Source organism: Cupriavidus pauculus (assembly GCF_003854935.1).
Taxonomy (GTDB): Bacteria; Pseudomonadota; Gammaproteobacteria; order Burkholderiales; family Burkholderiaceae; genus Cupriavidus; species Cupriavidus pauculus_C.
The window spans coordinates 2,231,979-2,250,606 of the sequence record NZ_CP033969.1 but is presented as its reverse complement, the minus strand read 5'-3'; the positions used below and the strand labels follow the sequence as shown (position 1 = coordinate 2,250,606).

General features: G+C 68.5%; 13 protein-coding genes and 1 other RNA gene. 4 read left to right on the top strand and 10 right to left on the bottom strand.

Going from position 1 to position 18,628, the window contains the following annotated elements; genetic code table 11:
* Positions 1-45: 45 nt before the first annotated feature.
* The 4 genes from EHF44_RS12115 to EHF44_RS12100 form a co-directional block, all read right to left on the bottom strand.
* Positions 46-1,089, bottom strand: a complete 1,044-nt coding sequence (locus EHF44_RS12115; RefSeq protein WP_124683956.1) for an ABC transporter substrate-binding protein — start codon at positions 1,087-1,089, stop codon at positions 46-48.
* Positions 1,090-1,282: 193 nt separating this feature from the next.
* Positions 1,283-2,257 carry a Bug family tripartite tricarboxylate transporter substrate binding protein gene (locus tag EHF44_RS12110; protein WP_124683955.1) on the bottom strand — a complete coding sequence of 325 codons (975 nt, stop codon included), beginning with the start codon at positions 2,255-2,257 and terminating at the stop codon, positions 1,283-1,285.
* 57 nt (positions 2,258-2,314) lie between these two features.
* Complete coding sequence (locus tag EHF44_RS12105) at positions 2,315-3,295, bottom strand: hydroxymethylglutaryl-CoA lyase (protein WP_124683954.1); 981 nt, start codon at positions 3,293-3,295, stop codon at positions 2,315-2,317.
* Entirely contained in the window at positions 3,292-4,488 is a 1,197-nt protein-coding gene (locus EHF44_RS12100; RefSeq protein ID WP_124683953.1) for a CaiB/BaiF CoA transferase family protein, read from the bottom strand. The genes EHF44_RS12105 and EHF44_RS12100 overlap by 4 nt, the downstream gene beginning before the upstream one ends.
* 239 nt (positions 4,489-4,727) lie before the next feature.
* Between EHF44_RS12100 and EHF44_RS12095 the strand changes: the two genes are divergently transcribed.
* From EHF44_RS12095 to EHF44_RS12085, 3 genes are all read left to right on the top strand, one after another.
* Entirely contained in the window at positions 4,728-5,486 is a 759-nt protein-coding gene (locus tag EHF44_RS12095) for a substrate-binding periplasmic protein (RefSeq protein ID WP_172966047.1), read from the top strand.
* A gap of 34 nt (positions 5,487-5,520) precedes the next feature.
* Positions 5,521-6,855 carry a GGDEF domain-containing protein gene (locus EHF44_RS12090; RefSeq protein ID WP_124683951.1) on the top strand — a complete coding sequence of 445 codons (1,335 nt, stop codon included), beginning with the start codon at positions 5,521-5,523 and terminating at the stop codon, positions 6,853-6,855.
* Positions 6,856-7,091: 236 nt separating this feature from the next.
* Positions 7,092-8,222: an IS481 family transposase gene (locus EHF44_RS12085; RefSeq protein ID WP_124683950.1), complete on the top strand. Its 1,131-nt coding sequence runs from the start codon at positions 7,092-7,094 to the stop codon at positions 8,220-8,222.
* A 367-nt stretch (positions 8,223-8,589) separates the two neighbouring features.
* On the opposite strand, the gene EHF44_RS12080 is transcribed toward EHF44_RS12085, so the two are convergent.
* The 6 genes from EHF44_RS12080 to EHF44_RS12050 all read right to left on the bottom strand — a co-directional run bounded on the left by EHF44_RS12080 (position 8,590) and on the right by EHF44_RS12050 (position 18,328).
* Positions 8,590-9,495 (bottom strand): LysR family transcriptional regulator, encoded by a 906-nt coding sequence (locus EHF44_RS12080; RefSeq protein ID WP_124683949.1) that lies wholly within the window; start codon positions 9,493-9,495, stop codon positions 8,590-8,592.
* A 2-nt stretch (positions 9,496-9,497) separates the two neighbouring features.
* Positions 9,498-10,112 (bottom strand): recombination mediator RecR, encoded by a 615-nt coding sequence (gene recR, locus EHF44_RS12075; RefSeq protein WP_124683948.1) that lies wholly within the window; start codon positions 10,110-10,112, stop codon positions 9,498-9,500.
* A 49-nt stretch (positions 10,113-10,161) separates the two neighbouring features.
* Positions 10,162-10,488, bottom strand: coding sequence for a YbaB/EbfC family nucleoid-associated protein (locus tag EHF44_RS12070; RefSeq protein ID WP_124683947.1), 327 nt, complete (start codon positions 10,486-10,488; stop codon positions 10,162-10,164).
* Between the two features lie 81 nt (positions 10,489-10,569).
* Positions 10,570-13,035 (bottom strand): DNA polymerase III subunit gamma/tau, encoded by a 2,466-nt coding sequence (locus EHF44_RS12065; protein WP_124683946.1) that lies wholly within the window; start codon positions 13,033-13,035, stop codon positions 10,570-10,572.
* 133 nt (positions 13,036-13,168) lie between these two features.
* Entirely contained in the window at positions 13,169-14,845 is a 1,677-nt protein-coding gene (locus tag EHF44_RS12060; RefSeq protein ID WP_124683945.1) for an L-lactate permease, read from the bottom strand.
* 990 nt (positions 14,846-15,835) lie between these two features.
* Positions 15,836-18,328 (bottom strand): adenosylcobalamin-dependent ribonucleoside-diphosphate reductase, encoded by a 2,493-nt coding sequence (locus EHF44_RS12050; RefSeq protein ID WP_124683944.1) that lies wholly within the window; start codon positions 18,326-18,328, stop codon positions 15,836-15,838.
* Between the two features lie 179 nt (positions 18,329-18,507).
* Between EHF44_RS12050 and ffs the strand changes: the two genes are divergently transcribed.
* Positions 18,508-18,606, top strand: an RNA gene (ffs, locus tag EHF44_RS12045) — signal recognition particle sRNA small type.
* The last annotated feature ends 22 nt before the right edge of the window (positions 18,607-18,628 follow it).

Sequence of the window (18,628 nt, the reverse complement as noted above, 5' to 3'; positions counted from 1 at the left end):
GCTGGCGCGCGGCGGGCGACGGGGCGTCCCGGGGGGACGGGAGGCTTACTTGTACTTGGCGTTGGCCTTCTGCACGAACGTGTTCGTGAAGGTGTTGTCCAGCTGGATCGACTTGCCCTTGAGGTCCGGGTCGAACTGCTGCAGCGTGGTCAGCGCGGTCTTGGGGCCGTCGGCCGGCATCACGCCGTCCGGCGAGATCGCCTCCTTGACCTTGTCCCAGGCGGCCAGGTACAGCGCACGGTCGCCCAGCAGGTAGCTTTCCGGCACGGTCTTGACGATGTCGGACGGGCCGGCCTTCTGCAGCCACTTCAGCGCGCGCACCATCGCGTTGGTCAGCGCCTGCGTGGTGTTCGGGTTCTGCTCGATGAACTTGGTTGACGCGTACAGGCAGCCCGACGGCATGTTGCCGCCGAACACCGACTGCGTTTCCTTGAGCGTGCGCGTGTCCGAGGCAATCTTGACCTCGTTCTTCTGCGTCAGCATCGAGATCACCGGGTCCAGGTTGGCCATCGCGTCGATCTGGCCCGAACGCATGGCGGCCACGGCGCCGGCGCTGGCGCCCACGCCGATGAACGACACGTCGGATGGCTTCAGCCCGGCCTTGGCCAGCACGAAGTTGGCCATCATGTTGGTCGACGACCCCGGCGCGGTCACGCCGATCTTCTTGCCCTTCAGGTCGGCGATCGACTTGAAGTCCGGCATGGTCTTGTTCGACACCACCAGCACGATCTGCGGCGCGCGGCCCTGCAGCACGAATTCCTGGTAGCGCTGGCCCTTGGCCTGCAGGTTGATCGTGTGCTCGTAGGCGCCCGACACCACGTCGGCGCTGCCGCCCACCACGGCCTGCAGCGCCTTGGCGCCGCCGGCAAAGTCCACGATCTCCACGTCCAGGCCCTCTTCCTTGAAGTAGCCCAGGCGCTCGGCAATCGTCAGCGGCAGGTAGTAGAACAGGTTCTTGCCGCCCACGGCGATCGTCACCTTCTGCTTCTCGGGCTTGCCCTGCGCAAACGCGCTGCCGAACGTGAACCAGCCTGCCAGGAACAGCGCCAGCGCAATCAGCAACTGCTTCCAGAACCGTTTGTTGTACATATCGATCTCCTGCCTTTTCTGCTTCTGTTTTGAATGGGGGCGCGACGCGCAAAAGCCGGGCCGCCGCACAGCGGCTCCCGGCGATGCTACCCGACCCCGGTGGCTCCCGCATCGGGAGTTGACCGGAGGCCGGGCAGAAAACGCGGCGGCGCTCATGCTACGCCGCGGCCCTTTCAATCGGCTGGTCCCGGCCTCATTCGGCCTGGATGTTGGCGGACTTGATCACCTTGCCCCAGCGCTGGAGCTCGGCCTTCTGGTACTGGTCAAGCTGCTGCGGGTTCATGTACTTCGCCTCGGCGCCCAGTTCCTCGGCCTTCTTGCGGAAGGCGTCGGTCTTCATGATCTTCTCGATCTCGGTGGTCAGCTTGTCCACCACGGCCTTGGGCGTGCCGGCCGGCGCGTACATGGCGAACCACGACGACACGTCCAGGTCGGGGTAGCCGGCCTCGGGCGCCGACGGCACGTCCTTCAGGCTGTCCAGCCGGGCCTTGCTGGTCACCACCAGCGGGCGCAGCTTGCCGGCGGCGATATGGCCCATCAGCGGCGGCGGCGTGGTCATCGTCATGTCGACGTTGCCGCCCAGCAGGTCGGTCATGGCCGGGCCGGTGCCCTTGTACGGCACGTGGGTGATCTTGATGCCGGCCATCTGGTTGAGCAGCTCCGTCGACACGTGCTGCAGCGACCCATTGCCCGACGACGCATAGTTGAGCTTGTTCGGGTTGGCCTTGGCGTACGCCACCAGCTCCTTGAGCGACTTGACCGGCAGGCTGGGCCGCACCACCAGCACCTGCGGCGCCGACAGCAGGTTGGCCACCGGCATGAAGTCCTTGACCGGGTCCCACGACGTCTTGGTCAGCAGCGGCGTGATCACGTGGTAGCCCGAGTACTGCACCAGCAGCGTGTAGCCGTCCGGCTTGGCGCGCTGCACGTTCTGCGCGGCGATGGTGCCGTTGCCGCCCGGCTTGTTGTCGACCACCACCGACTGGCCCAGCGCCTTGGCCAGCGGCTCGGCGATCAGGCGCGCCGCGAGGTCGGTCGTGCCGCCGGCGGCGGCCGACACCACGAGCATGACCGGGCGGTTCGGGTAGGCACCGTCCTGGGCCTGGGCGCCCGACGCCATCAGGCCGGCGGCCAGCAGCGCCGCGGCGCCGTAGGAATTGCGTTTCATGATTGTCTCCGTATGTTTTATGGGGGACTTTGGAAATCCGTGGGTAATCAACCCGTCTCAAGCCTGCCGAGCCTGTCCGGCGAAGAACTCCGCCATCCAGGCCGGCGGCTGGTGCGTGCGCAGGCGCGGGCCGGCGCGCAGCAACTGGCTGGGCACGTCGCGCTGGACCAGCTCGGACACGCCGCCGACCACCGCCAGCAGCGCCGCCAGGTCCACGCCGGTATCCACGCCCATCGACGCGAACATGTGCACCAGTTCCTCGGTGCTGACGTTGCCGCTGGCGCCGGGCGCGTACGGGCAGCCGCCCAGCCCGCCGGCGGCCGCGTCAAAGCGCGTCACGCCGGTCTGCCAGGCCGCGATGGCATTGGCCAGGCCCATGCCGCGCGTGTTGTGCAGGTGGATCGTCAGGCCGACGCCCGGCAGCGTGCGCTGGAACGCCTGGCACAGCGCGGCCACCTGGCTCGGATAGGCCATGCCCGTGGTGTCGCACAGCGTGATGCCGGCCGCGCCGGCGTCCGCGAACGTCCGGGCCAGCGCCATCACGTCGGCTTCGGCCACATCGCCCTCGAACGGGCAGCCGAACACGGTCGACAGCGAGATATTGACCGGCACGCCGGCCGCGTTGGCCGCCTCGGTCATCGCCAGCAACTGGGCCTTCGACTGCTCGCGCGTCATGCGCAGGTTGGCGCGGTTGTGCGTCTCGCTGGCCGACATCACCAGGTTGACCTCGTCCGGACGGCACGACAGCGCGCGCTCCAGCCCGCGCAGGTTGGGCACCAGCACCGTGTAGCGCACGCCCGGCACGCGCTCGACCTGGTGCATCACGGCCTCGGCGTCGGCCAGCGCGGGGATGGCCCGGGCCGACGTGAATGACGTGGCCTCGATGCGCGCAAACCCGCAGTGGGCCAGCGCGTTGACAAAGGCGACCTTGCCCTCGGTGGGCACCACGAACGGTTCGATCTGCAGGCCGTCGCGCGGCGCCACCTCGTTGATCTCGATCCTGGCCGGCCCGGCCAGCGGATAGGTCTGGGCACTCATGCAATCACCCCCTTGGCACGCAGGTCGGCAATGGCCGCCGCGTCAAAGCCGGCCTGCGCCAGCACGTTGTCGGTATGCTCGCCCAGCGTGGGCGCGCGGTCATGGATGGCGCCCGGGTTGCCGGACAGCTTCGGGATGATCCCCGGCACCTCGACGGCCAGCCCCTTGGCGGACGTCACGGTCTCGATGACCTCGCGGGCCCGGTAGTGCGGGTCCTCGGCGATGTCCTTGACCGTGTAGATGCGCCCGGACGGCACGTCGGCGGCGCGCAGCACCTCCAGCGCGGACGCCACGGTCTGGGTGCGGGTCCAGGCGGCAATCGCGGCGTCGATCTCGTCCACGCGCTTCACGCGGCCGTCGTTGCGGGCCAAGCCCGGGTCCTCGCCCAGGTCTTCCCGGCCCATGGCCGTCATCAGCCGCTTGAAGATGGCGTCGCCGTTGGCGGCGATCAGCACGTAGTCGCCGCAGCCGCACGGGTAGGCGTTGGACGGTGCGATGCCCGGCAACGCGCCGCCGGCCGGCTGGCGCACCGCGCCAAACGCCGAGTACTCGGGCAGCAGGCTTTCGCTGAGGTTGAACAGCGATTCGTAGAGCGCCACGTCGATGACCTGCCCCACGCCGCCGCGCGCGTCGCGCTCGTACAGCGCCAGCAGCACGCCCAGCGCGCCGTGCAGGCCGGCGATGGTGTCACCCAGCGACAGCCCCGCGCGCACCGGCGGCCGGCCCGGCTCGCCCGTCAGGTGACGCAAACCGCTCATGGCCTCGGCCACGGCCGCAAAGCCCGGTTCATCGCGCTTGGGGCCGGTCTGCCCGTAGCCCGACACGCGCAGCATGATCAGCTTCGGGTTGGCCTGGTGCAGCACGTCCCAGCCCATGCCCCACTTTTCCATGGTGCCGGGGCGGAAGTTTTCGATCAGCACGTCGGCTTCGGCGGCCAGCTTGCGCACCAGCGCCTGGCCGTCCGGCTGGCGCAGGTCGATGGCGATCGACTGCTTGTTGCGGGACTGTGCCTCCCACCAGACCGACGTGTCGTCGTGCAGCATGCGCCATTTGCGCAACGGGTCGCCCTGGCCGGGCGGCTCCACCTTGACCACATGGGCGCCGAAATCGGCCAGGGTCTTGGCGGCAAAGGGGCCGGCGATCAACTGGCCCAGTTCCAGGACCTTGATGCCGTTGAGAATCTGTTGCGCCATGTTGGAAATGTCTCCGTGAAACTGACCCGTATGGGGGGATTGGCTTTGTTTCGACGGAGTGTGCTACAGCGCGGGGTGACGCGGAATCGGCATTCCGGAAAGCGGGTTTTCTCGGAATGCGAAGGATTGGGGCTAACCCTGACGGCGGGTTGGGTCAACTTCGCCCCGCGACCTGCCGTTATCCGGGGCACACGCCCGGGCACACCCTGCCCCGCACCTACCTCAGCGGCCCCGATGCCATGCGACTGACCCGCCTTTGCCGCATCCTCTGCGCCGCCTGCGCCTGCTGGACATCGACGCTCGCGCTGGCGCAGACCACCCCCATCGTGCTGTACTCCGAGGCCGGCCAGCGGCCGCAGTCATACGAGGAAAACGGCGTGCCCAAGGGCGCCTACATCGACCACCTGCAGCGCGTGCTCAAGCGGATGCCGCCCGAGTTCAAGGTCGAGATCCGCTTCGCCTCGTGGGCCCGCGTGGTCGAGGAAGCCCGCAACGGCAACAGCGCCGGCATCCTGGGCGTCTACTACCGGCCGAAGGAACGGCCGTTCCTGAACCACTCCCGACCGTTCTATATCGAGGAGGTGGCCGTCCACTGCAACCGCGACGCCATTGCCGGCCGCACGTTCCACACCTATCCGGACGACTTTGCCGGCCTGCGGTTCGGCAACCAGCGCGCGTACCTGGCGCCGGGGCCGCGCTTTTTCGAGATGGCGCGCGAGGGCCGGATCGAGATCGTCGAGGGCCACGAGTTCCACGACCTGGTCAAGAAGATGCTGGTTGGCGAGATCGATTGCGTGGTCAACCCCAGCGCCGTCATCAACGAGGCGCTGGTCGCGCTGGAGGCGCGCGGGCTGCCCGAACGGATGCGCTACAAGTCCCGGCGCGTGCTGAATATCCGCGCCGAATCGGTCCATGTGGGCTTCAGCCGCAAATACGAGGCATCGCACCCGGAACTGGCGCGTTTCCGCCAGCTATTCAACAAGGCGGTGGATCAATAGAATCCGTCCCTGATGCCTTCAGGTCGAGCCCTTCATGCCACAGCTTCCCCCGGTCCATTCGATCCGGAACAGGATGATCGTGCTGTTCATCGTTGTCACCACGACAACGCTGGGGGCATTCGCCGCGCACCGGCAGTGGCAGTTGCGCCAGGAACTGACGCAGCGCTTCGAGCGGGCGCGCGCGGAGATCGTCGATAGCCTGGGGCAGAGCCTGGCCGAGCCGGCCTGGGCGCTCAACGTCGGCATCCTGCGCAGCCGGCTGGAAGCCATGCTGGTGCATCCGGAAGTCTACGAGGCGTGCGTGTTCTCGCCCGACGGCCGCGAAACCTATGCCACGGCCGGCCATCCGGCCGCGCCGGGCCGCCCGCCCTGCTCCGCCACCGGCCCGCACGACGCGCTGAGCGAGGTGCAGATCTACCCGCCCGCCAGCATCGACCCCGCCCGGCGCGAGCAGCCGATCGGCACCGCCGTCATCCGCTTTTCGCACGAGCCGATGGAGCGGGCGCTGCGCAACGCGATGATGCACGGCGTGACCGAGGTGGCGGCCATCGACGTGGTGCTGGTGCTGCTGCTGACGTTCGGGCTGCGCATGGTCTTTCGCCCGCTGGAACGCCTGCAGCGGGCGCTGTTCCAGCTGGCATCGGGCCATGGCGACGAGCTGGACGAGCTGTCGCGCATCGGCCGCACCGAGTTCGACAGCGTGATCGACGGCTTCAACCAGGTGCTGCGCAAGCTCAAGCGGATCATCGCCGAGCGCACGGAGGCGGAGCTGACCGTGCGCGCCGCCATCCAGCGCAGCCATGAGGCGTTCGCGCAGATCCAGGCCACCCAGACCGAACTGGTCGAAAAAAACCTGCAGCTTGAGGCGCTGTCGAAGACCGACCAGCTGACCGGCGTCTTCAACCGCCGCCACCTGGACGCGGTGCTGATCAGCGAACTGGAGCGCCACCGCCGCGACGGCCACCCGTTCTCGATCATCCTGATCGACGTCGACCGCTTCAAGGCCATCAACGATAACCACGGCCACCAGGTGGGCGACCGCGTGCTGGTGGAACTGGCCGGCCGCATCCTGGACGCGATGCGCGACGTGGACACCGTGGGGCGCTGGGGCGGCGAGGAATTCCTGATCATCTGCCCCGACACCGACGCGCCGGCCGCCGTGGCCCAGGCCGAAGGGCTGCGCCGCACCGTGTCCGAGCGCCATTTCCCGCTAACCGGCCCGATGACGGCCAGCCTGGGCGTGGCCAGCGTCCAGCCCGGCGACACCATCCACGGCATGATCTCGCGCGCCGACCAGGCGCTCTACCGCAGCAAGCACAAGGGCCGCGACCGCGTGGAATTCGCCGACGAGGCGGTGGTGGCGCGGTAGGGGTATGGGGGATGGCTCAGGCGTCCCCGCTTGTTTCTCCCCTCTCCCGCACGGCGGGAGAGGGGCCGGGGGAGAGGGCCAGCGGTGCAAACCGCGACCTGTCGGCAAGCAGAGCCTCAACGCCCTCACCCCCAGCCCCTCTCCCACGTGTATAGACCGGAGACATAGGTAACACTCGTCCGGGGACATGGGTAACACATCTAGACTGGCTAGCAGTGTCTTATAGGAGACCTGCCATGCCATGGAAGGACGTGTTAGTCATGGATCAACGCAGGGAAGTGGTGCTCCTGGCCGGGCAGCCGGGAGCCAACAAACGGGAACTGGCCCGGCGCTGGGGGATTGCTCCCAAGACGCTGTACAAATGGCTGGACCGGTATGAGGAGTTTGGCGAGGCAGGTCTGGCGGACCGCAGCCGCCGGCCACGCTCCAGTCCGGAGCGCACGCCCGTCGAGTTGGAACGACGCGTGCTGACCTTGCATGAGGAGAATCCCTATTGGGGCGCGCGCAAGCTACGTGAACTCATGAAGGGCGAGGTGCCGGAGCTTCCAGCCCGCAGCACGGTGCACGAGATCCTGCGTCGCAATGACTGCCTGATTGGCGGCAAGGCAGCGGCCGAGCAAGGGCCATTCAGACGCTTCGAACACCCGCATCCCAACGATCTTTGGCAGATGGACTTCAAGGGCTACGTGCGTAACGAGCGCGGGCTGTGCCATCCGCTGACCGTACTGGACGACCACTCGCGTTTCAGCCTGTGCCTGGCTGCCTGCAATGACGAGCAGTACCCGACGGTCCAGAAGCAGCTCATCGCCACGTTTGAGCGCTATGGGTTGCCGCGCCGCATGACGATGGACAACGGTCCGCCATGGGGCGGTGGCAACGACGGGTTGGGGTACACGATGCTAACCGTCTGGCTGCTGCAACTGGGCATTCGGGTGAGTCATTCCAGGCCTCGTCACCCTCAGACACAAGGCAAGGATGAACGGTTTCACCGCACGCTCAAGGTTGAACTGCTGCAGCATCGCCGTTTCATCGACAACGATGACGCACAGAGTCATTTTGATGGCTTCCGAGACCGCTACAACACCAAGCGCCCCCATGAGGCGCTGGGCATGGCGGTGCCAATCAGCCGCTACCAGGCCAGCCAAATGCCGTACCCGAAAGTCTTGCCAGTCGTCGAAAATCTATCGACGGACAAGGTCTACAAAGTCAACAGCTCAGCCTGCATTACGGTGAAAGGATGCAGAGTGAAGATTGGCAAGGCATTCATCGGCCAGAGAATCGCACTGCGCCCTACCAAGCAAGACGGCCTGTTCGGTATCTGGTTCAGCCGCTTTGACATTGGGGAACTGGATCTACGCCTATCATGATAGGCGTAGATCACGTGTTACCTATGTCCTCGGACACCCGTTACCCATGTCTCCGGTACGTACACCACGTTGTGGGAGAGGGGAGCCAGAACCGTGCGGTAACTCAGGCGTCCCCGCTTGTTTTCTCCCCTCTCCCGCACGGCGGGAGAGGGGCCGGGGGAGAGGGCCAGCGGCTCAAACTGAGACAGGTCGGCAAGCAGAGCCTCAACGCCCTCACCCCCAGCCCCTCTCCCGCACGGCGGGAGAGGGGAGCCAGAACCGTGCGGTAGCTCAAACGTCCCCGCTTGTTTTCTCCCCTCTCCCGCACGGCGGGAGAGGGGCCGGGGGTGAGGGCCAGCCGTTCAACTGGCGACACGCCAGGCAAGCCCTAGAACGGCGCCCGATCCCCGCACAGATGCGTGATCAGCAGCCGCGCCGATACCGTGAGCCCGGCCGGGTCGCGCATGCCGATCAGCAGCGAGCGGCGGGCCCAGGGGTCGCGCAGGCCGACCAGTGCCAGGCCCATCGACTTGACGTGCGGCTCGGCGGCGATGCGCGGCAGCACGCCGACGCCCAGCCCGGCCATCACCATGCGGCACATCGCGTCGAAGCTGCGTACCTGGATGCGCAGCCGGAACTGGCGTTCCAGCCGGCTGCTTTCCTCCAGCAGCCGCGCGGCCAGCGACGTCACCTGCGGCAGGCTGACAAAGTCGTATTCGAGCGCATCAGCGTAGTGAACCGGCCCGTCCTGCGCCAGCGGATGGCCCGGGGGCGTGATGATGACCAGCTCGTCCTGCCGGTACTCCACCGTGACCAGCCCGGTGCACGGCGTGCGGTCGGCAAAGATGCCGACGTCGGCGCGGTTTTCCATCAGCGCGGCCACGATGTCGCTGCTGTTGTGTTCTTCCAGCTCGATGCGGATGGTCGGATGCTGGCGCATGAACTGCGCCAGGTCGTCGGGCAGGAACTGGGTGATGGCCGACGTGTTCGCGCAGACGCGCACCTGCCCGCGCACGCCCGACGCGTAGTCGGACATCACACCCGCCATCCGCTCCACGTCCTGCAGGATGGTCAGCGCATGGTGGAAGCACGCCTGCCCCGCCTCGGTGAGCTGCACGCCGGCCGCGTGGCGGAAGAACAGTGGCGCGCCCACGGACGCCTCCAGGTCGGAAATCCGCTTGCTGGCGGCCGCCACGGCCAGGTGCGACTGCCGCGCCCCGGCCGAGATGCTGCCCTGGCGGGCCACGGCGACGAACAGGCCGAGCGTGACGAGGTCGAAGCGCGCGAGGTTCATGGTCAGAGCGTGCGGCGGTCCATCACGGCACGGGCGATGGTGCCCGCGTCGACGTATTCGAGTTCCCCGCCCACCGGCACGCCGCGCGCCAGCCGCGACACCTTCAGCCCGCGCGCCTTCAGCATCTCGCCGATGTAGTGCGCGGTGGCCTCGCCCTCGCTCGTGAAATTGGTGGCCACGATCACCTCGGTGGCCGGGCCGCCGTACTCGGGGTCCGTGGCACGCGCCAGCAGGCGCTCCAGGTGAATCTCCTTCGGGCCGATGCCGTCGAGCGGCGACAGCCGCCCCATCAGCACGAAGTACTGGCCGCGGTAGGTCAGCGTCTGCTCGATCATGACCTGGTCCGCGGGCGTTTCCACCACGCAGAGCAGCGCCGGGTCCCGGTCGGGGTCGCGGCAGGTCTCGCAGATGTCCTGCTCGGTGAAGGTGTTGCAGCGCTGGCAATGGCGGATGCCGTCGGCGGCGCCGCGCAGCGCGTCGCCGAGCTTGCGCGCGCCGTCGCGGTCATGCTGCAGCAGGTGGTAGGCCATGCGCTGGGCCGATTTCGGCCCCACGCCGGGCAGGACCTTCAGCGCGTCGATCAGCGCCTGCAGCGAGGTGGGCGGTGCCGCTTTCATGGCACCGCCTGGAACGATACGCGCATGGGAATGGCGATAAGGGTGGCGCTCAGAACGGCAGCTTGAAGCCCGGCGGCAGCGGCAGGCCCGACGTCATCGAGCCCATCTTCTCCTGCGTGGTGGCCTCGGCCTTGCGCACGGCGTCGTTGAACGCGGCGGCCACCAGGTCTTCCAGCAGGTCCTTGTCGTCGGCCAGCAGGCTCGGATCGATGGTCACGCGCTTCACGTCGTTCTTGCAGGTCATGACCACCTTCACCAGGCCGGCGCCGGACTGGCCCTCGACCTCGATCTGGGCAAGCTGGTCCTGCATCTTCTTCATGTTTTCCTGCATCTGCTGGGCCTGCTTCATCAGCCCGGCCAGTTGACCTTTCATCATGGCGTTACTCCTTGGATGTGTGTATGGAAACGGGCGGCGCTGCGTGGCTGGCACGCCAATGGCCGCCTCTCGAATTCAGGTTCAGGCCGCGCGCGGCTGCACGGACCCGGGCACGATCTGCCCGCCAAACTCGCGCAGCAGCCCCTGCACGAAGGGGTCCCGGTCGATCTCGGCCTCGGCCTCGCGCTGGCGCTCGGCGCGCGCCGCGGCATCCACGGCGGCCGCCGTATGCGTGACCGCGCCAATCTCGCACTGCACGCGCACGTCGACCTGGAACTGTTCGCATAGCGCCGCCTGCAGGCGCTCGGCCACGTTGGCTTCGGCGATGGCCGCCACCGGCACGCGCAGGTGCAGCGTGCGGCCGACCACGCGGTGCAGCTCGCTCTGGTGTGCCAGTTGCTGCGCCAGCCCCTTGAGCGGCAGCGTGGCGGCCAGCGCCGGCCAGTCGCCAGTGAACACGGGCGGCGTGCCATCGTCGGCGGCGCTGGGCGCCATCGGCGGTACGGCCGGTGCCAGCGGCACCGCTGGTTCGGGCGGTGGCTCGGGCTTGCGGGCCTGCACCGGTGCCGGGGCCGCGCGGCCGGCGCCACGGGACGGGCGCACGGGGGTATCGGATTCGAAACCGTTGTGGGGAGCGCTGTCGAAACCGCCAAAGCTGGCATCGAAACCGGGATCGCTGTCGTACGGGCCGATCACTGGCATGTCGGGCGGCATGGCTTCCCACGGCGGTACGTCGCTGCCGCCGGCGGCCTCCCAGGGCGGCACCTCGGCCGGCGCGGCAGGCTTGGCAGCCGGTGCGGCCTTGGCTGCGGGCGCGGGCTGCGGGCGGACCGGCTCGCCGGGCGCGGGCGTATCGGGAGCAGTCTCGGCGGCAGCGGCTGGCACCGGGGCTGCCGGGGCGGGCGTGGCGGCCGTTGCCGGACGTGCGGCCGCGGGCGGGCGCAGAGGCTGGGCCGGCGGACGCTGGCTGCTGGCTGCCGCGGCGGCGGCACCGGCCATCGGCGGCGCGCTGGCCCCTGCCGGGCGGCTGGCGCCCTTGCCGGCCGAAGCCTGGCGGGCGGCCTCCAGCGCGGCCCGCGCGGGCGACATCGCCGTACGGCCGGCGGCCGGCGCGGGGGCCGGAGCGGTCGGGGCCGGGGTCACGGCGGGGGTAGCAGGTACGATGGGGGCGGCAGGAGCGGCAGCGGCGACGCGGGCGGCCGGTTCGAAAGGTTCGGCCGGGGCGGCCGGGGCAACCGGGGCGACGGCAGCCACGGGCGCAGCCGGCGGCTCGGCCACCGGCGGCGCCACGCGCTGGGCGGGTTCGACGCGCGGTTCGGCTTTCGCCGGCGCCGCCACCGCTGCCGGCGCCATCGCGCGCGGCGTGGCCGGGGCTGCGGGACTGGCCGGGCGCGGGCGCGCCACCGGCTGTCCGCCGCCCTGCCCGCCGGCCGGGGCCAACGGCGTGGACGACGGACGGAACGCCAGCATGCGCAGCAGCGTCATCGTGAAGCCGGCGTACTCGTCCGGCGCCAGCGCCAGTTCGCTGCGGCCCAGGTTGGCAATCTGGTAGAAAAGCTGGATCTCCTGCGCGTCGAACAGCCCGGCCAGGCGGCGGACGTCCTCGGCCTCGGGCCACTCGTCCTGCACCGACGCCGGCACGGCCTGCGCCAGCGCCACCTTGTGCAGCAGCGACCCCAGGTCCTGCAGCGCGCCGGCGAACGACAGGCTGCGGTCGGCCATCGCATCGGCAATCCCGAGCATCGCGGCGCCGTCCTCGGCAGCCAGCGCGTCCAGCAGCTGCACCAGGTAGCTCTGGTCGATCGCGCCCAGCATGCCGCGCACCGCTTCCTCGGACACCTGGCCCGCGCTGTAGGCGATGGCCTGGTCGGTCAGCGACAGCGCGTCGCGCATCGACCCATGGGCCGCCTGCGCCAGCAGCCGCAGCGCGCTGCCGTCGTGACCGATGCCTTCCTGGGCCAGGATATGGTCCAGGTGCGAGACGATATGGCCCGGCGGCATCTGCTTCAGGTTGAACTGCAGGCAGCGCGACAGCACGGTCACGGGGATTTTCTGCGGATCTGTCGTGGCCAGGATGAACTTGACGTGCCCGGGCGGCTCCTCCAGCGTCTTCAGCATGGCGTTGAAGGCGTGGTTGGTCAGCATGTGCACTTCATCGATCATGTAGACCTTGAAGCGGCCGGTGCCGGGGGCGTAGACGGCCTTGTCCAGCAGTTGCGCCATCTCGTCGACGCCGCGGTTGGACGCCGCGTCCATCTCGATGTAGTCGACAAACCGCCCGCTGTCGATTTCCTGGCACGCCTTGCACTGGCCGCACGGCTGGGCGGTGATGCCGCCGTTGCCGTCGGGGCCGGTGCAGTTCAGGGCCTTGGCCAGGATCCGGGACAGCGTGGTCTTGCCAACGCCCCGCGTGCCGGTGAACAGGTAGGCGTGATGCAGCCGCTGCTGTTCCAGCGCATGCGTGAGCGCGCGCACCACGTGCTCCTGGCCGACCAGCGTGGTGAAATCCCGTGGGCGCCATTTGCGCGCTAGAACTTGATAACTCATGGCGGCGATTGTAGCAAAAGGCAGACCTGGGAATCGGCAAACCGGACGGCGATTCGGGCGCGGCCGGCGCCCATGAAAAAGCCCCGCCAGGGGCGGGGCTGTCGGGGACGGCTGCCGGTCTGGCGGCGGCCCGTCAGTGGATCACCATCAGCGTGAACGGGTGCACGTACGCCTGCAGCGTCACGAACAGGCCCACCAGCACGGCCAGCACGACCGAGTGGAAGAACACGTAGCGCAGGATCTCGCCCTCGTGGCCGTACCACTTGGTCGCCGTGGACGCCACCACGATCGACTGCGCGTCGATCATCTTGCCCATCACGCCGCCCGAGCTGTTGGCCGCCGCCATCAGCGTCGGCGACAGGCCAAGCTGCTCGGCCGTGGTCTTCTGCAGGCCGCCGAACAGCACGTTCGACGCCGTGTCCGAGCCCGTCAGCGCCACGCCCAGCCAGCCCAGCATCGTGCCGAACAGCGGGTAGAGCACGCCGGTCTGGGCAAACGCCAGGCCCAGCGTGGCATCCAGGCCCGAGTAGCGGGTCAGGTAGCCGATGCCGAACATCGCGCAGATCGTCAGCAGCGAATAGCGCACGAGCTTGATGGTTTCCCAGTACTCCTTGAGCAGGCGCGGCACCGAGTAGCCCATCAGCAGGCCGCCCACGACGGCCGACACCAGGATGCCGGTGCCCGCCATCGACAGCACGTTGAAGTTGAACACCGCGCCTTCGGCGATTTCCTTCGGCACCACGGGCGGGCCCTTGATGATCGCCTTGTCCAGGCCCGGGATCGGGTATTTCCAGGCCCACACGCCGTCCATCAGCTTCTTGAACTCGGGAATGCCCCAGACGAACACGAAGATGGTCAGGATCACCCACGGCATCCACGCCTTGACAACCGAGATGCCGGCCGAGGCGGCCGTGGCGCGGGCGTCGGCCTCCAGGGCCTCGGGATGGTCGACCTTGGAGTCGTCGTGGCGGCCCAGGATGCGCGTGGACGTCCAGATCTCCTTCGGATGCCAGACCTTCAGGAACAGCGTCAGGCAGCCCATCGAGATCAGCGCCGAGATCACGTCCACCAGCCACGGGCCGTGGAAGTTCGACACCAGGAACTGCGGCACCGCGAAGCTGACGCCCGCCACCAGGATGGCCGGCCAGATCGCCAGCATGCCGCGGAAGCCCGCGAACGCCCAGATCAGCCAGAACGGCACCAGCACCGAGAAGAACGGCAACTGGCGGCCGATCATCGCCGAGAGCTGCACCTGGTCGATGCCGGTCACCGACGACAGCCCGATGATCGGCGCACCCAGCGCGCCGAACGCCACCGGCGCCGTATTGGCGATCAGCGCCAGGCCCGACGCGGCCAGCGGCGAGAAGCCCAGCCCGATCAGGATGGCGCCCGTCACGGCCACCGGCGTGCCAAAGCCGGCCGCGCCCTCGAAGAACGCGCCAAAGCTGAACGCCACCAGCAGCAGTTGCAGGCGGCGATCCTCGGTCACGCCCGAGATCGAGTTCTGCAACACCTTGAATGACCCGTTCAACGTGGTCAGCCGGTGCAGGAAGATGATGTTGAGGACGATCCAGCCAATCGGGAACAGGCCCGAGACAATGCCCAGCCCGGCCGCCTTGCCCGCCATCGCGGCCGGCATGCCGAACACGAACGACGCCACCACGACGCCAACCACCAGCGCCAGCCCGGCCGCCAGGTGCGCCTGCATGTGAAAGAACGCCAGCGCCGCAAGCAGCACGGCCACCGGGACACCCGCGGCAATGGTCGAAAGCGCCATGCTGCCTAGCGGGTCATAGACTTGACTCCACACGATCACATCCTCCTCTGGTTGATACGGCCCCTGCCTCTGACGGGCAAGCTGTCGACCGGCTGCGCACCGCCCACGCGGCGCAAACGCCGCCCGAACGGCGCAGAAAGGGGATTGTAAGGACGCACCCCCGCCCGCCGACCCAAAAATCCGTCAACGCGGCGATGAACCGGATTCAGGGATCAGGGTTTATGCGGGGGCAGGCTGGCGCACCTGACAATCGGGGCAGCCTACTCCTAAAACGGGCGTTTGGGAGGCTGGGGTGGGGTGTGCGGGGTGTGCGGGGTGTTCGGGGTGTTCGGGGTGTTCGGGGTGTTCGGGGTGTTCGGGGTGTTCGGGGTGTTCGGGGTGTGCGGGGTGTGCGGGGTGTGCGGGGTGTGCGGGGTGTGCGGGGTGTGCGGGGTGTGCGGGGTGTGCGGGGTGTGCGGGGTGTGCGGGGTGTGCGGGGTGTGCGGGGTGTGCGGGGTGTCGGGGTGTCGGGGTGTCGGGGTGTCGGGGTGTCAGGGTGTCGGGGTGTCGGGGTGTCGGGATGTCGGGGTGTCGGGGTGTCGGGGTGTCGGGGTGTCGGGGTGTGCGGTCGTGCGGGTCGTGGCCGGGCTGGATGACCGGCGGTGCAGCTCCCCTCTCCCGCCTGCGGGAGAGGGGTTGGGGGTGAGGGCCGGCGGTTCTCAGCGCGACAAGTCGCAATTTGGACCTCAACGCCCTCACCCCCGGCCCCTCTCCCGCGTGCGGGAGAGGGGAGCAAACCCTCCGCGGCGACGATGATGCGTCAGCCGCTCGGCCGCTCGGCCGGTCAGCTGTCCAGCTCCAGCCGTCCAGCCGCTCAGCCATTGAACCGTTCAGCCGCTCGGCCATTCAGCCGCACGAACCGCCCCGCCGCTCAACCGCTCAACCGCTCAACCGCTCAACCGCTCAACCGCTCAACCGCTCAGCCGCTCAGCCGCTCAGCCGCTCAGCCGTTCGACCCGTCAACCGCTCAAACACTCACCCCCCTCACCCGCACTCCCCCACATACCCGCAATTCGCGCATTTCGCGCAGCCATCTACCTTGTGCAGTGCGTGGGCGCCGCATTCCGGGCATGGTTTGCCGGTGCCGATGCCGGTCACCGAGGTAGCGCTGGCTGCCGACGCATGGGCCGGGTGGGCCAGGGTCACGGCCGGAGCGCCGCCGTCGCGCTGGGCCAGCCGGGCGGACAGCGCCTGGGCCGGCACCTGGCCGCCCTCGTCGTCCAGGAATCCGCGCTTGATCAGGATCCGCTGCAACGCGTAGCTCAGCGCGGCCACCTCCGAATCATGGAAGCGCGGCACCTCGGTGCCGTCCTGCCGCACGAGTGATCCATAGCGCACCGTGCCCTTGTCCCACACCACGTTGCGCATGTCGGCCAGCGCCTTGGCGATGGGGCCGCCCGAGCGGGCCACCATCGACAGCAGCCGCATGGTCGACGTGATCCACTGTTGGCCCTCGGAGCGCTGCCCGGCCGGCATGAAGAACTCGATGGGCCGTTCGATGGTCACCGGCTTGCCGTCCACGGTGCCCGACACGCGCATGAAGTTCACGGTCAGGTAGACGGTCTTGTGGCCCTCGTAGGTCAGGTATTCCACCTTCGACGTCACGCCCTCCAGGTCGCCCAGCGGCCGGCTGCCGAACGGGCGCGTCAGCGGGTCGTCGTCGTTCTGCGCCGCCGGTGCGGCCGGGGTTTCGGCCGGCGTCACCGACAGCACCGCGCCCAGCACCTGGTTCGGCCGGTACGTTGCCAGCCCCTTGAGCCCGGCTTTCCACGCTTCCAGGTACAGGTTGCGGAACGCCTCGTACGGATAGTCCTCCGGCACGTTGACCGTCTTGCTGATGCTGGTGTCGATATAGGGCTGCACGGCCTCCAGCATCCGCATGTGATCCAGTGCCGACATCTGCAGCGCCGTCACGAAGCTGTCCGGCAGCCGCTCCATGTCGCCGCCCATATGGCGATACAGCCGCCACGCGTGGTCGGCCACCTCGAACATGCGGTAGCTGTCGTCGGGCATACGCTTGCGGCGGTTGTACGTCCACGAGAACGCCGGCTCGATGCCATTCGACGCATTGTCGGCAAACGCCAGCGTGATCGTGCCCGTCGGCGCGATCGACAGCAGGTGCGAATTGCGCAGGCCGTGGCTGCGGATGGCGTCGCGCACGGTCTCGGGCAGGCGGCTGACAAAGCCGCCGCGCAGGTAGGCGTCGGCATCGAACAGCGGGAAGGCGCCCTTCTCGTCGGCCAGTTCCACGGACGCCAGGTAGGCATGGTCGCGCATCGCCTCGGAAATCCGCCCCGCCAGCTCGCGCGCCGCGTCGCTGTCGTAGCGCAGGCCCAGCATCACCAGCGCGCTGCCCAGCCCCAGGAAGCCCAGCCCGATGCGGCGCTTGGCCTGGGCTTCGGCCTGCTGCTCGGGCAGCGGCCAGAACGTGACGTCCAGCACGTTGTCCAGCATCCGCGTCGACACCCGCACCACCTCCGCGAACGCGGCGAAATCGAAGCTGGCCTCGTCCGAGAACGGCTGGCGCACGAAGCGCGTGAGGTTGATCGACCCCAGGCAGCAGCAGCCATACGATGGCAGCGGCTGCTCCGCGCACGGGTTGGTCGCCTCGATGGTCTCGCAGTAATAGAGGTTGTTGTCCGCGTTGATCCGCGACAGGAACAGGATGCCGGGCTCGGCGTGGTCGTAGGTGGCCTGCATGACCTGGTCCCACAGGCGCCGTGCCGGCACGCGCCGGTACACCCACAGGCCGTCGTCGCGCCGGTAGGCGCCGGTCTCGATGACGTCCATGCCCGGCTCGGCCTCGTGCACCAGCTCCACTTCCTCGTCGGCCTCCACCGCGCGCATGAACGCATCGGTCACGCCGATCGAGATATTGAAGTTGGTCAGGTCGCCCCGGTCCTTGGCGTGGATGAAGCTTTCGATGTCCGGGTGGTCGCAGCGCAGCACGCCCATCTGGGCGCCGCGCCGCGCGCCGGCCGATTCCACCGTGGCGCACGACGCGTCGAACACCTTCATGAACGATACCGGGCCCGACGCCCGCGAATGCGTGGCGCGCACCAGCGCCCCGCCGGGCCGGATCGACGAGAAGTCGTAGCCCACGCCGCCGCCCCGGCGCATGGTCTCGGCGGCCTGCGCCACGGCGGTATAGATGCTCGGCTTGCCGTCGCGCGATTCGGACACCGAATCTCCCACGGGCTGCACGAAGCAGTTGATCAGCGTGGCCTGGATACCGGTGCCCGCCGCCGAATTGATGCGCCCGGCCGGCACGAAGCCGTTTTCAAGCGCCCACAGAAAGCGCGCCGCCCAGCTTTCGCGCTGCGCCGCGGGCTCTACCTCGGCCAGCGCGCGCGCCACGCGGCGGCGCACGTCGTCGATGCTGCGCTCTTCGCCCTTGGCGTACTTTTCCTGCAGGACTTCGATGGAAATGTCTTGCGGCACGAGTGCGCCGCGGAGGATCTGGTCGTTTGCGTTCATGCCCAACCTGTCGTCTAGGTAAGAACCGGACTGGCTGAAAATCCGGCTGAAAAATGCCGTCCGCCATGCTGCCAGCATGGCCGCGCGGCACCCCGGTGTCAGATCAATGTCCGGTCGAACAACCCTCGTAAAAATACGATTTCGCGACCATGGCGCCAGTTAGGTTACAATGCCGGTCGGACGGGCCTCCTCGCATGGTGGCGCGGTCAACCTGGTCAGGTCGGGAACGAAGCAGCCACAGCCGTTTTCCACCAGTGCCGAGGGTCAGGCTCGTCCCCCTTCCCTTCTTTTCCCCCTATC

Coding starts and splice junctions, on each gene's coding strand:
- EHF44_RS12115 (WP_124683956.1), bottom strand. CDS start 1,089: ATGTACAACAAACGGTTCTGGAAGCAGTTGCTGATTGCGCTGGCGCTG.
- EHF44_RS12110 (WP_124683955.1), bottom strand. CDS start 2,257: ATGAAACGCAATTCCTACGGCGCCGCGGCGCTGCTGGCCGCCGGCCTG.
- EHF44_RS12105 (WP_124683954.1), bottom strand. CDS start 3,295: ATGAGTGCCCAGACCTATCCGCTGGCCGGGCCGGCCAGGATCGAGATC.
- EHF44_RS12100 (WP_124683953.1), bottom strand. CDS start 4,488: ATGGCGCAACAGATTCTCAACGGCATCAAGGTCCTGGAACTGGGCCAG.
- EHF44_RS12095 (WP_172966047.1), top strand. CDS start 4,728: ATGCGACTGACCCGCCTTTGCCGCATCCTCTGCGCCGCCTGCGCCTGC.
- EHF44_RS12090 (WP_124683951.1), top strand. CDS start 5,521: ATGCCACAGCTTCCCCCGGTCCATTCGATCCGGAACAGGATGATCGTG.
- EHF44_RS12085 (WP_124683950.1), top strand. CDS start 7,092: ATGCCATGGAAGGACGTGTTAGTCATGGATCAACGCAGGGAAGTGGTG.
- EHF44_RS12080 (WP_124683949.1), bottom strand. CDS start 9,495: ATGAACCTCGCGCGCTTCGACCTCGTCACGCTCGGCCTGTTCGTCGCC.
- recR (WP_124683948.1), bottom strand. CDS start 10,112: ATGAAAGCGGCACCGCCCACCTCGCTGCAGGCGCTGATCGACGCGCTG.
- EHF44_RS12070 (WP_124683947.1), bottom strand. CDS start 10,488: ATGATGAAAGGTCAACTGGCCGGGCTGATGAAGCAGGCCCAGCAGATG.
- EHF44_RS12065 (WP_124683946.1), bottom strand. CDS start 13,035: ATGAGTTATCAAGTTCTAGCGCGCAAATGGCGCCCACGGGATTTCACC.
- EHF44_RS12050 (WP_124683944.1), bottom strand. CDS start 18,328: ATGAACGCAAACGACCAGATCCTCCGCGGCGCACTCGTGCCGCAAGAC.